This is a genomic window from Nonomuraea zeae, assembly GCF_005889725.1.
GTDB lineage: Bacteria > Actinomycetota > Actinomycetes > Streptosporangiales > Streptosporangiaceae > Nonomuraea > Nonomuraea zeae.
Genome location: NZ_VCKX01000090.1, coordinates 27,948 through 40,761, shown reverse-complemented (window position 1 = coordinate 40,761; position 12,814 = coordinate 27,948). Strand labels below are relative to the sequence as shown.

At 71.7% G+C, this 12,814-nt stretch carries 7 protein-coding genes and 1 pseudogene; 6 read left to right on the top strand and 2 right to left on the bottom strand.

The window, feature by feature from the left end; genetic code table 11:
- Positions 1–778, bottom strand: a pseudogene (locus tag ETD85_RS65930) (N-6 DNA methylase); the annotation flags it as partial.
- A 76-nt stretch (positions 779–854) separates the two neighbouring features.
- Between ETD85_RS65930 and ETD85_RS27265 the strand changes: the two are divergent.
- Positions 855–1,625 (top strand): PP2C family protein-serine/threonine phosphatase, encoded by a 771-nt coding sequence (locus ETD85_RS27265; RefSeq protein ID WP_138692622.1) that lies wholly within the window; start codon positions 855–857, stop codon positions 1,623–1,625.
- Positions 1,626–1,806: 181 nt separating this feature from the next.
- Complete coding sequence (locus ETD85_RS27260) at positions 1,807–2,859, top strand: CHAP domain-containing protein (RefSeq protein WP_138692621.1); 1,053 nt, start codon at positions 1,807–1,809, stop codon at positions 2,857–2,859.
- Between the two features lie 127 nt (positions 2,860–2,986).
- Here the strand turns inward: ETD85_RS27260 and ETD85_RS27255 are convergent, their stop codons facing one another.
- A complete protein-coding gene (locus ETD85_RS27255) occupies positions 2,987–4,036 on the bottom strand; it encodes a glucose 1-dehydrogenase (RefSeq protein ID WP_138692620.1) in 1,050 nt (349 codons plus the stop codon).
- Between the two features lie 104 nt (positions 4,037–4,140).
- Here ETD85_RS27255 and icmF point away from each other — a divergent pair, with 104 nt between their 5' ends.
- The 4 genes from icmF (at position 4,141) to tpx (ending at position 12,790) form a co-directional block, all read left to right on the top strand.
- Positions 4,141–7,338, top strand: coding sequence for a fused isobutyryl-CoA mutase/GTPase IcmF (icmF, locus tag ETD85_RS27250; protein ID WP_138692619.1), 3,198 nt, complete (start codon positions 4,141–4,143; stop codon positions 7,336–7,338).
- Between the two features lie 119 nt (positions 7,339–7,457).
- Positions 7,458–11,030 carry a S8 family serine peptidase gene (locus tag ETD85_RS27245; protein ID WP_206058618.1) on the top strand — a complete coding sequence of 1,191 codons (3,573 nt, stop codon included), beginning with the start codon at positions 7,458–7,460 and terminating at the stop codon, positions 11,028–11,030.
- A gap of 6 nt (positions 11,031–11,036) precedes the next feature.
- Positions 11,037–12,113 carry a helix-turn-helix domain-containing protein gene (locus ETD85_RS27240; RefSeq protein WP_206058616.1) on the top strand — a complete coding sequence of 359 codons (1,077 nt, stop codon included), beginning with the start codon at positions 11,037–11,039 and terminating at the stop codon, positions 12,111–12,113.
- Positions 12,114–12,289: 176 nt separating this feature from the next.
- Complete coding sequence (gene tpx, locus ETD85_RS27235) at positions 12,290–12,790, top strand: thiol peroxidase (RefSeq protein ID WP_138692618.1); 501 nt, start codon at positions 12,290–12,292, stop codon at positions 12,788–12,790.
- Positions 12,791–12,814: the final 24 nt, after the last annotated feature.

The window sequence follows — 12,814 nt, the reverse complement described above, 5'->3', positions numbered from 1 at the left end:
CCGCCGCGCCGCCCACCCGCGGGCCGCCCACCCGCGGGCCGCCGCCCGCCGCGCGCGAGTCGTCTCCGGCCGCACTCCGAACCTCGGGGCCACCAGCGTCACCCCCGGCCGTCCGGGGGTCGCCCCCGCCCGTCCGTGTGACGTCTCCGGTCATACGGGGGCCGTCTGCGGTAGTCCGGGAGTCGTCTCTGGACGTCCGGGGATCGTCTCCGGACGTCCGGGGATCGTCTCCGGCCGTCCGGGGGTCGTCGCCGGCCGCGTGAGGGTCGTCTACGGTTGCGCGTGGATCGCTCCCGGCCGTATGCCGGACTCCTGCGCCGCGTGCGTCGCCCGTTCCGTCCGGGTGTGCGGCGTTTGCGGCAGGGGTGCCCGCCACGCCCGGGAGGTCGTCGCCGGCCGCGGGGTTCGCGCCGGGGACCGGCGAACGGCCGCCGGGGCGGCCGTCAGAGGCCGCCTCGCCGGTGACGGGCTCGGTGCCGCGGGTTTCCGCGAGGTGGGTCAGCAGAATGCCGGCCTGGGCAACCAGCTCACCCAGTCGCAAATCGCCCGCCGCTTTCAGGCGTTGCCACACCCGATCTCCCAGGGAGACCTGGTAGGACTTCCCATAGCGGCGCAGCCAGGACTCGACCTGGCGCAGGGAGAACAGCGGCTGGTTGGCGGTGCCGCCGATGGGATGGGGGAAGTCGTCGTGGCGACGGCGCCAGTTGCTCACCGCGGCCCGCCCGACACCGGCGAGCCGGGCGATGTCCCCGGCGTTGACGGTCGGGTCGTGGCTCATGAAGCCCACAGTAGTTCACAAGAGTCTTCAGCGCATCTGCTTGTGAAGTCTTTCAACCAATGATTTACTGCAGGGTATGAAGCACAACATCCGCTATGCCGCCGGATCAGACGTGGGCCGCCGCAGGGAGCAGAACGAGGATTCGGGCTACGCCAGTGGCCGGCTGCTCGTGGTGGCTGACGGGATGGGCGGACACGCGGCCGGCGAGCTGGCGAGCTCGGCGGCGATCGCCGTCATGCGCGAGCTGGATGCCACGCTTCCCGAGACCGGCTCCGACCTGGAGGCGGCGCTGGAGGGCGCCGTGCACGAGGCGGCGCGCAGGCTGGTCGAGCTGGCCGACATCGACCCCGCGCGCAGGGGGATGGGGACCACGGTGACCGCCATGCTGTGGGACGGCTACCGGTTCGCCCTGGCTCATCTCGGTGACTCCCGCGGATATCTGCTGCGCGATGGTGCTCTTTACCAGATGACCAAGGATCACACACTTGTGCAGTCGATGGTGGACGAAGGGCGGATAACGGAGGATCAAGCTGCCGTGCACCCCCGGCGTTCCATGGTGCTGCGCGTGCTGGGCAGCGAGGGCAGGGCGGAGCCTGACATGGCGTTGCGCGAAGCCGAGCCTGATGATCGCTACCTCCTGTGCTCCGACGGGCTCACGACGGTGCTCGGGCCCGAGGTCCTGCATGAGGTGCTGACCACGGTGGCAGACCCCGGCGCCGCCGTCCAGCGGTTGATCGACCTGGCCAACGAGGGCGGCTCGCCCGACAACGTGACCGTGGTCGTGGCCGACGTGGTCGCGCCCGGCGCGGGAGACGCGGGCGTCTACAGGGTCGGTGCCGGCTCCTAACCAGGGTAGTAGTGAGTCTCACCAGCCTCAGGAGTCACAGAGCCGAAATTTCGGTACATAGCACGACACTTTCCCGGTCATGCGCGCACACTCGCGATGGCGCTACTACAGTCCATCGTGATTTGGCGGTTTTCTGGGAGGAGTCACCCTGGACCCGATCGCTGACGAGCTGCTGAAGACGGTGCGGCAGGAACTCGGCTACAAGGAGAAGAGCGGCCAGTTCACCAAGTTCGGCCAGTGGTACGCGGATCGCGTCCAAGACACCCAGTATCGCGACGCGCCGTGGTGTGACATGTTCATCGCCTGGGCCGCCGACAGGGCCGGCATCAGCGACTACGTCGGCCAGTTCGCCTGGACACCCTCCCACGCGGCCTGGTTCATCAAGCAGGGCGCCTGGACGCAACAGCCCGAGCCCGGGGCCCTGGTCTTCTTCGACTGGCGCGGCGGCAAGAGCTACAAGGGCATCGACCACGTGGGGGTCGTGGAGCGCGTCGAGGGCACGAAGATCCACACCATCGAGGCGAACGTCGATCGCGTCTGGCTCAAGCGCAAGACCAGGGAGACGGACAAGGTCGTCGGGTACGGCCTGCCGCGCATGGTCAAGGCCGAGGCCGGCAAGCTCGACGAGATCCGCTCGACCGAGCAGCCGTTCGTCCCCGCGCCGCGCGCCGGAGCCGGGCAGGGATCGCCGCTGGACGTGCTGGGCACGCCGCCCGCGCTGCTGGCCGCGATGGTGCTCATGACCATCGTCCTGTCCTTACGCGTGTCGGGCCGCCGGCGTGGCACCCACCGCCGCTTCACCTGGCCGTGGAACGCACCAAGCACCGGCCGGGCCGAGAAGGGCGCACGCGACAGGCCCCCGGCGGCCACCTCGACCACCTCGTCCACCAGGTCCCAGGCGGGCGGCTCAGGCCCCAAGTCCCCGGCGGCCACCTCAAGCCCCAGGACTCCCGCGACCCCCAAGACTCCGGCGAACTCCAAGACTCCGGCGACCCCCAAGACTCCGGCGAAGGCGAAAGCCCCGGCAGGCGCCAAGACCTCGGCGCGTGACAAGACGCCGGCCCGCCAGAAGGCCCCTGCCCCGGAACCGCCCGCGGAGCCGGACGGGGCGCCGCCGCACCCGGCCCCCGCGCAATCGGGACGTCCCGCGCGGACCCGGGTCTCGGCAGGTTCGGCCCGCGCGGCCTCCAAGCACGCCGGCCCGACGCGCCGCAAGCCCTACGAGCCGGACTGAGCCGCCCAGACGCTCACCCGGCCGGACCAGGCGGCCACCCGGCCGCACAGGGCGCAGGGCGGTCATGCGGGCCCCGGGGCCGGGCGGCGTGTCAGGCGGTCAGGTGGGCGCCGGGCCGGGCGGCGTGTCAGGCGGTCAGGTCGAGGACGACCTTGACGTGGTCGCCGGGCTCGAAGGCCTCCAGGGCCCGCGTGAGCGGCACCCGTCGCGTGATCAGCCGCTCCAGCCACCCGACGTCGGCCTGTGCCAGCGCCACCGCCGCCTCCCTGAAGTGCCGCAGGTTCGCGTTGACCGTCCCGAAGATCACGTCGTTCTCCAGGACGACGTCCCGGTTGATCACCCCGGCGTCCACGCGATGCGCGCGCCCGCCGGGCGACAGGCCCGCCAGGCACACGATCCCGACAGGCGCGGTCGAGGTCATGGCCTCCATGACGAGCGACCCGGCCCCGGTGCACTCGATGATGATGTCCGGCTTGTGATCGGTGAACTCCGCCAGCGACGAGGCCGAGTGGTAGGTCCCGCCCAGATCGGCCACCAGGCTCGACTTCAGGCCCTTGGGAGCCCGGTCCAGCACGTGCACCTCCAGCCCGCGCTGCTGCCCGAGCAGGGCCGCCAGCAGCCCGATCGGCCCCGCCCCCGTGACCAGCAGCGTGCGGGGCTCGAACCAGCCGCGCGAGCCGATCCGCTCGATCTGGTCCCAGGCCTTGGCGACCACCGACGCCGGCTCGACCAGCACGCCGACCTGTTCGAGCGCCGGATCGAGCCGCACCGCGTAGCCGGCCTCGATGCTCCAGAGCTCGCTGCCGAACCCGTCGAGCTCCTTGATGCCGCGCTCGGTGTAGCCGCCGTTGCGGCACATGTCGAACTCGCCCCGCGCGCACGCCCCGCAGGGCACGGGGTCGGGCCGGCGGACGACACCGGCGATCAGGTCGCCGGGGGAGAAGGCGGAGCCCTCCGGCGCTTCGAGCACCCGGCCGAGGGACTCGTGCCCGATGATCATGCGCTCCCGCCCGCCGGACGGGAAGCCGTAGTCGGCGTCCGCGAGCTCCCGGTCGGTCCCGCAGATCCCCAGGGCCAGGCCCTGGACGAGCAATTCGCCCTGACCAGGCGCCGGATCAGGCACCTCCCCCACGTCGAGCGTCCCTTTACAGCCCGGTACGAACGTCAGTGCACGCATCGCCGTCACCCCCCTTGCCCCCTCCTTACCCCGGACGCTCTTGGGAAATAGTAGGACGTCCTAGTATCTTCGAAGGAGTAGCCCTCACGAAGGAGTGATCAGGCGTGCACGTCCCGGTACACCCAGTCCGTTTCGTGACCGCCGCGGCCCTGTTCGACGGCCATGACGCGGCGATCAACATCATGCGGCGGATCCTCCAGTCGCAGGGCGCCGAGGTGATCCACCTCGGGCACAACCGTTCGGTCGACGAGATCGTCACGGCCGCCATCCAGGAGGACGCCCAGGGGGTGGCGATCAGCTCGTACCAGGGCGGGCATGTGGAGTTCTTCTCCTACCTGGTGGAGCTGCTGCGCGAGCGCGGCGCCGGCCACGTCAAGGTGTATGGCGGCGGAGGCGGCGTGATCGTCCCCGAGGAGATCGAGCTGCTGCACTCGCGCGGCGTCACCCGCATCTTCTCGCCGGAGGACGGCCAGCGGTACGGCCTGCCCGGCATGATCAACAAGCTCATCGAGGACTGCGACGTCGAGCTCGGCGACGCCCCCTCGGTGGAGGCCGTGGCCTCGGGCGACCAGGCGGCGCTGGCCCGCGCGATCACCCTGATCGAGTCCGGCCGCGCCCCCGCCGACCTGGTCGAGGGCCTGCGCGGCACCCTGCAGCGGCGCGCGCCCGTGCTCGGCATCACCGGTACGGGCGGCTCCGGCAAGTCCTCGCTCACCGACGAGCTGGTCCGCAGGTTCCGCGTCGACAACGACGACAAGCTGCGGATCGCGATCATCGCCATCGACCCCACCCGCAGGCGCGGCGGCGGCGCGCTGCTCGGCGACCGCATCAGGATGAACAGCCTGGGCCCCCAGACCTACTTCCGCTCCCTGGCCACCAGGGGCGCCCAGAACGAGGTGCCCGCCTGCCTCGACGACGTGATCACCGCCTGCCGGGCCGCGGGATACGACCTGGTGATCGTGGAGACGCCCGGCATCGGCCAGGGCGACGCCGGCATCGTCCCGCACGTCGACGTGCCCATCTACGTGATGACGCCCGAGTTCGGCGCGGCCTCCCAGCTGGAGAAGATCGACATGCTGGACTTCGCCGAAGCCGTGGTGATCAACAAGTACGAGCGGCGCGGCGCGGAGGACGCGTTGCGCGACGTACGCCGCCAGCTTGTCCGCAACCGCGAGGCGTTCGGCGTGTCACCCGACGAGATGCCGGTCTACGGCACCATCGCCGCCCGCTACAACGACGCCGGCGTCACGGCCCTCTACCACCACCTCAAGGGGCTCCTGCCGACCGGGGAGAGCCCAGGGCTGCTCCCGCAGGTCTCGGGCCGCACCTCGCAGGCGTCGGCCGCGATCGTCCCGCCCGCCAGGGTCCGCTACCTGGCCGAGATCGCCGAGACCGTCCGCGGCTACCACGCCGAGACGCTGGCCCAGGCCGAGATCGCCCGCCGCCGCCAGCAGGTCACCGCCGTACAGGCCCTGCTGGACGGGGAGCCGCGGCTGGCCGAGCTGGTCGCGCGGGCGGACGGCGAGCTCAGCGACGAGAGCCGCGCCCTGCTCGACGCCTGGCCGGCCCTCAAGGAGCGATACTCCGCCGACGAGCTGGTGGTGAAGATCCGCGACCGGGAGATCCACACCCCGCTCTGGCGCGAGACCCTCTCGGGCAACCGCATCCCGCGGGTGGCCCTGCCGCGCTACTCCGACCACGGCGACCTCCTGCGGTTCCTGCGGTCGGAGAACCTGCCGGGCGCCTTCCCCTTCACCGCCGGCGTCTTCCCGTTCAAGCGTGACGACGAGGACCCGACCAGGATGTTCGCGGGGGAGGGCGACCCGTTCCGCACCAACCGGCGGTTCAAGCTGCTGTCCGAGGGCCAGCCCGCGACGCGGCTGTCCACGGCGTTCGACTCGGTGACGCTGTACGGCCACGACCCGGACCTGCGGCCCGACATCTACGGCAAGGTCGGCACGTCGGGCGTCTCCATCGCCACGCTCGACGACATGAAGGTGCTCTACGACGGGTTCGACCTGGCCGCGCCCAACACCTCGGTCTCCATGACGATCAACGGCCCGGCCCCCACGATCCTGGCCTTCTACCTGAACGCCGCCATCGACCAGGCCAGGGACCGCTTCCACGCCGAGCACGACCGCCTCCCGGACGAGCAGGAGGACCGCGAGCTGCGCACCCGCACGCTGGCCACCGTCAGGGGCACCGTGCAGGCGGACATCCTGAAGGAGGACCAGGGCCAGAACACGTGCATCTTCTCCACGGAGTTCTCGCTGCGGATGATGGCCGACATCCAGGAGTGGTTCATCAGGAACGGGGTCCGCAACTTCTACTCGGTCTCGATCTCCGGCTACCACATCGCCGAGGCCGGGGCCAACCCGATCAGCCAGCTCGCCTTCACCCTCGCCAACGGGTTCACCTACGTGGAGGCGTACCTGGCGCGGGGCATGAAGATCGACGACTTCGCGCCCAACCTGTCGTTCTTCTTCTCCAACGGCATGGACCCCGAGTACAGCGTGCTCGGGCGGGTGGCCCGCCGCATCTGGGCGGTGGCGATGAGGGAGCGCTACGGCGCGGGCGAGCGTTCGCAGAAGCTGAAGTACCACATCCAGACCTCGGGCAGATCCCTGCACGCCCAGGAGATGAACTTCAACGACATCCGCACCACCCTCCAGGCCCTGATCGCCATCTACGACAACTGCAACAGCCTGCACACCAACGCTTTCGACGAGGCCGTGACCACCCCGTCGGCCGACTCGGTCCGCAGGGCCATGGCGATCCAGCTCATCATCAACCGCGAGTGGGGCCTGGCCAGGAACGAGAACCCGCTGCAGGGCTCGTTCATCGTCGATGAGCTGACGGACCTGGTGGAGGAGGCGGTGCTGGGCGAGTTCGAGCGGCTGTCGGACCGGGGCGGCGTGCTGGGCGCGATGGAGACCGGCTACCAGCGCGGCAAGATCCAGGATGAGTCCATGCTGTACGAGATGCGCAAGCACGACGGCTCGCTGCCCATCGTCGGCGTCAACACCTTCAGGAACCCGCGCGGCGAGGACGAGCCCGAGCCGCACAAGCTGGAGCTGGCCAGGGGCACGGAAGAGGAGAAGCGCTCCCAGCTCGACCGCCTGCACGCCTTCCACGAGCGCAACCGCTCCGAGGCCCCGGCGCTGCTCGCGCGGCTGCGTGAGGCGGCGATGTCGGAGGAGAACGCGTTCGACGTGCTCATGGAGGCCGCCCGCGGCTGCTCGCTCGGCCAGATCACCGAGGCCCTGTTCGAGGCGGGCGGCCAGTACCGGCGCAACGTCTGAGCCCGAGCCGCCGGACCTGACCCCAGAGGTCAGGTCCGGCTGGCGAAGTCCCGTCAGGGCGGGTTTTCGCCAGCCGGACCACCTTTCCCGCCCCCTGGTGGGAAAGGTGAAATCCGGTCATGCCCCTCACTCCACCCGCCGGTCGGCTGACCGGCGTGCTCGTGGTCGCCCTCGTGGCGACAGGTCTGGCCGCCCCCGCCGGGGCGGCGCACGCGGACCAGCAGGAAACTCCACCCCAAGGCATCGAGCTCACCCTCATCACCGGCGACCGGGTCCATTACGTGGACGGCCCCGGCGACCAGGACGTCGTCACCGTGGACCGGCCGGCCGACGCCCAGGGCGGCGTCCGGGTCCAGCAGGCCGGCGGCGACCTCTACGTGCTCCCCGACGAGGCGGTCCCGCTGATCGCCGCCGAGCGCCTCGACCGGCGGCTGTTCAACATCACCGAATTAGCCGGGATGGGCTACCGCGGCACGCCTCCGGTGATCGTCACCTACGACGGCGCCATGCCGCGCTCCCTGCCGGGGGCGCAGGTGGTGCGCCCGCTGCCCAGCGTCAAGGGCGCGGCACTCCAGGTCGGCGACGACCCGCGCCCGTTCTGGACCACGATCGCCGCGCCGGCCGCCAGGTCCGGCGGCATCGCCAAGGTGTGGCTGGACGGCAGGGCCAAGGTCGCCCTGAACGAGAGCGTCCCGCAGGTCGGCGCCCCGCAGGCGTGGGCCGCCGGCTACGACGGCACGGGCGTCAAGGTGGCCGTGCTCGACACCGGCGTGGACGGCACCCACCCCGATCTCAAGGACCGGATCGCCGAGTCCACCAGCTTCGTGCCGGGCGAGGAGGTCAAGGACGTCAACGGCCACGGCACCCACGTGGCCTCCACGGTGGCGGGCACCGGCGCCGCGTCACAGGGCGCGAACAAGGGCGTAGCCCCTGGCGCGGAGCTGGTCGTCGGCAAGGTGCTCGGCGACGACGGCTACGGCCAGGACTCCTGGATCATCGCCGGCATGGAGTGGGCCGCGGGCCGGGCCAAGGTCGTGAGCATGAGCCTGGGCAGCGACGTCCCCGACGGCGGGACCGATCCGATGGCCCAGGCCGTGGACAACCTGTCCAGGCAGCACGGGACGCTGTTCGTGATCGCGGCGGGCAACAGCTACGGCGAGGGCACGATCGGCGCTCCCGGCTCGGCGGCCTCGGCGCTGACCGTGGGCGCGGTGGACAAGGCTGACGAGCGGGCCGAGTTCTCCAGCATGGGGCCGCTCTACCGGTCTTACGGCCTCAAGCCGGACATCTCCGCCCCCGGGGTCTCGATCAACGCGGCGCACTCGTCGTACAACACCGAGGCGACCGGGCCGTACTGGCGGCTGAACGGCACGTCCATGGCCACCCCGCACGTGGCGGGCGCGGCGGCCATCCTGGTGCAGCGCCATCCCGGCTGGACCGGACAGCAGCTCAAGGACGCGCTCATGAGCTCGGCCAAGCCGCTGCCGTACACGCCGTTCCAGCACGGGACCGGCCGGCTCGACGTGGCCGCGGCCGTCGGCGCGACGATCACCGCGACCGGTTCGGTGCCCACGGCCTTCTACGACTGGCCGCACGCCGCCGGCGACCCCAAGGCGGAGCGGACGATCGCCTACCGCAACGACGGCGACGCCGACGTGCCGCTCGACCTGGCGGTCAGCGGCTCCGACGCCGCCACCCTCTCCGCCGCGCGCCTCACCGTCCCCGCCCACGGCACGGCCGAGGCGACGCTGAGCATCGACCCGGCGAAGCTGCCCCCGGACACCCAGGTCTCCGGCCTGGTGACGGCCACTCCGGCCGGCAACTCGGGCGCGACGCCGGTGCGGACCGCGTTCGGGGCGGTCAAGGAGCGCGAGCTGTACGACCTGACGCTCAAGCTGCGCGACCGGGCCGGCAAGCCCGTCTCCGGCCGGGTGGTGCTGGCCGGGTTCGACGGCAGCATGGCGCCCTACGAGGTGGACGGCGAGCGCACGCTGCGCCTGCCGCCCTCCACCTACATGGCCTTCTCGCTGCTGGAGGTGCCGGGCGAGCGGGCCGACACCCGCGGCATGGCGCTGCTCGCCGACCCGGAGATCGCGCTCGACGCGAGCAAGGAGGTCGTGCTCGACGCGAGCCGGGCCAGGCCGGTCGGCGTCAGCACGCCCAAGCTGAGCGAGCGGCGGCAGCTGCAGCTCGACTTCGCCAGGACCGTGCCGGACGGCGATCCGATCAGGCTCGGGTACATCCTGCCCATCTGGTACGACAGCGTCTACGTCTCCCCGACGCGCAAGGTCACCAAGGGCTCGTTCGACTACCTGACCCGCTGGCGGCTGGGCGAGCCGGCGCTGACCCTGGCCGTGCCGGGACGCCCCGAGCTGGTGACGACCGTGCAGGGCGGCGGCACGCTCACCGACGGCCGGTCCCGGCTGCGTACGGTCGCCGCGGGCAAGGGCGCGGCGCAGGACTACGCGGGCATCGACGCCAAGGGTAAGGCCGTCATCGTCACGCGCAGCGCCGAGGTGAGCGCTGAGGAACGGGCCGCCCAGGCCGTCGCGGCGGGCGCGAAGCTGCTCGTGGTCGTCAACGACGAGCCGGGACGCCTCTACGAGTTCTACGGCGAGAACCTGCCCATCCCCGTCGTGCTGGTCACCCGCGACAGCGCGGCCGGCCTGGCGGGCAAGCAGGTGACGGTCCGGCAGCAGACCTACCCCTCCTACCTGTACGACCTGGTGGACCTGCACAAGGGCGCCGTCCCCGACCGCGACCTGTCCTACCGCCCGCGCGACCTGGCCGAGGTGCGCGGCGTCTACCGCGGCGCCACCACCGGCCAGGAGGGCGGCGGGTTCCGCTACAACCTGCAGGACGGCTGGGGCCCGGCCTTCGGCTTCCCCGAGCGCGAGTACTTCCCCGCCGAGCGCACCGAGTGGGTGAGCACCGGCGCCTACCGCTGGTACGAGAACCACTTCATCGGCGGGAACGACGACTGGGAGATGCGCCAGCGGCCCCAGGTCTACCGGCCCGGCCAGCGGGTCACGCACGAATGGTTCGCGCCGGTGGTGCGGCCGAGGCTCGGGACCGAGTACTGGGGGCCCTTCCGCGAGAGCGGCGGCGGGCTCCAGCTCAACATCCCGCCGCTGAGCGACGGCACGCCCGGCCACTCCGGCGGTGGCGGCGACGAGTACGCGACCATGTCGATCGCCCTCTACCAGGGGGACAAGCTGGTCAAGCAGTCGAAGGGCCGGGCGATGGCGGTCTTCGACGGCCTGCCCGACGAGGCCGCCCCCTACCGGGTCACGCTCGACGTGAACCGGGACGCGCAGCGGTGGCGCACGTCCACGCGCACCCACACGGAGTGGGACTTCGTCTCGGCCAGACCGCCGGAGGGCAGCCAGTACCGGACCGACATCCCGATGATGCAGCTCGACTACGACGTCAAGGTGCTCGGCCCGCTCGTCAAGCTCGGCCTGTCGGCGACCACGCAGGAGTGGCTGGACGCGCCGAGCAAGGCGGCCAGGGCCACGCTGTCGGTCTCGTACGACGACGGCAGGACCTGGCAGCCGGCCGTGCTGGTGCCGAGCGGCAAGGGCGCGTGGACCACGGTCGTGCGCCGCGGCTCGCTCTCGCTGAAGGCCACGGCGGCCGACGCGAAGGGGAACGCCGTGCGTCAAGAGATCATTCGGGCGATTGTTAGCTGAATAACCGTGAAGTCACGATTCGGGGCCGAAGGCGGCGACGTCGCCTTCGGCCCGGTCTTCTCTCCCATACTGGTCGGCGTTCCGGCCGAGCAGAGGGAGACGGGCACCGTGCTGGAGGCGTTAGGTCTCACCGAGGGGGAGGAGGCCGTCTATCGCTTCCTGGTGGACGCGCCCAGCGCCGCCGCCGAGCTGGCCGCCGCACTCGACCGGCCGCTGTCCACGGTGGAGGAGGACCTGCTCGCGCTGATCGGCCGCGGTCTCGTCTCGCGCGTGGCCGGAGCTCCCGTACGGCACGTCGCCGCGCCGCCCTCGGTCGCGCTCGGCGGCCTGCTCACCGCCCGCAGGGAGGAGCTCCGTACGGCGGAGCTGGCCATCGTGGCGCTGGCCGAGCAGCACAGGATGGCCGCGACCGATCGCGCCGTCGGCGATCTCATCGAGGTCGTGACCGGCGTGGAGGCGGTACGCCAGCGGTTCCTGCAGATCCAGTGGGCGGCCACGCGGCAGGTGCGCTCGTTCTCCACGGTGCCGTTCGTGGCGGTCTCGCCCAGCGACAACACCGCCGAGAACCAGGGCGTCGAGCGCGGCGTGGCGTATCGCGTGGTGGTCGAGCGCGAGATGCTGGCCACGCCAGGGGTGGCCGCGGGCACGATCGACTCCGTGCGGAGGGGCGTACAGGTGAGGGTGGCGGACAAGCTGCCGATCAAGCTGATGATGGCCGACGGCGAGCTGGCGCTGGTCCCGCTCACCACCGAGCCCGGCGGCGAGCCCGCGGCCGTGCTGCTGCACCGCAGCGGCCTGCTCGCCGCCGTGGAGGCGCTGTTCGAGGCGGTGTGGCTGCGGGCCTACCCGCTGCGCGTGGACGGGGCGGACGCGCTGGAGGAGCACCCGGAGGCGGCCGTCACCGAGCTGGACCGGAAGATCCTCGCCCTGCTGCTGGCCGGGCTGACCGACGAGGCCGTGGCGGGCCAGCTCGACCTGTCGCTGCGCACCCTCCAGCGCCGCCTGCGCGCGCTGATGGACCTCGCGGGCGTGCGGACGCGCGTGCAGCTCGGCTGGCACGCCGCCCGCCACGACTGGGCCTGACACGCCGCGCCGCCCCGCACCCGGCGCCCGATCTGGCCCCGGCCCCGGCCCGATCTGGCCCCGGACCTGGTGTTGGGCATGGTGCTGGGCCTGACACGCGCCCTGGCCCGGGCCGGGCGGGAGAGGCCGCGCCGATAGGATCGCGATCTGGGGAACATCGCTATCCGGAGGTTTTCATGTCTGACGTCACTTTCAAGGGCAACCCCATCACCGTGGGCGGCACCTTCCCGAAGCCCGGGGACGCCGCGCCCGCGTTCCGCCTGGTGGGCGCCGACCTGGCCGAGCGCTCGCTGGAGGACTTCGGCCAGGGGACCAAGGTGCTCAACATCTTCCCGAGCGTCGACACCGGCGTCTGCGCGGCCTCGGTGCGCCGCTTCAACGAGGTGGCCGCCGAGCACCCCGACGTGACCGTGCTCTGCATCTCCGCCGACCTGCCTTTCGCGCAGAAGCGGTTCTGCGGCGCGGAGGGGCTCGACAACGTGACCACGCTCTCGCTCATGCGGGGCCGCGAGTTCCTCGGCGACTACGGCGTGGCGCAGGAGTCCGGGCCGCTGGCCGGCCTGGCCGCGCGCGCCGTGGTCGTGCTCGACGGCGACAACAAGGTGATCTACTCCGAGCTGGTGCCGGAGATCACGCAGGAGCCTGACTACGACAGCGCGCTGTCCGCGCTCAAGTAGCCCCGTCCGGCCTCCGCCGCGGCG

What these genes read in the sequence shown, in the direction of transcription:
- ETD85_RS27265 (WP_138692622.1), top strand. Translation starts at nt 855, where the DNA reads ATGAAGCACAACATCCGCTATGCCGCCGGATCAGACGTGGGCCGCCGC.
- ETD85_RS27255 (WP_138692620.1), bottom strand. Translation starts at nt 4,036, where the DNA reads ATGCGTGCACTGACGTTCGTACCGGGCTGTAAAGGGACGCTCGACGTG.
- ETD85_RS27245 (WP_206058618.1), top strand. Translation starts at nt 7,458, where the DNA reads ATGCCCCTCACTCCACCCGCCGGTCGGCTGACCGGCGTGCTCGTGGTC.
- tpx (WP_138692618.1), top strand. Translation starts at nt 12,290, where the DNA reads ATGTCTGACGTCACTTTCAAGGGCAACCCCATCACCGTGGGCGGCACC.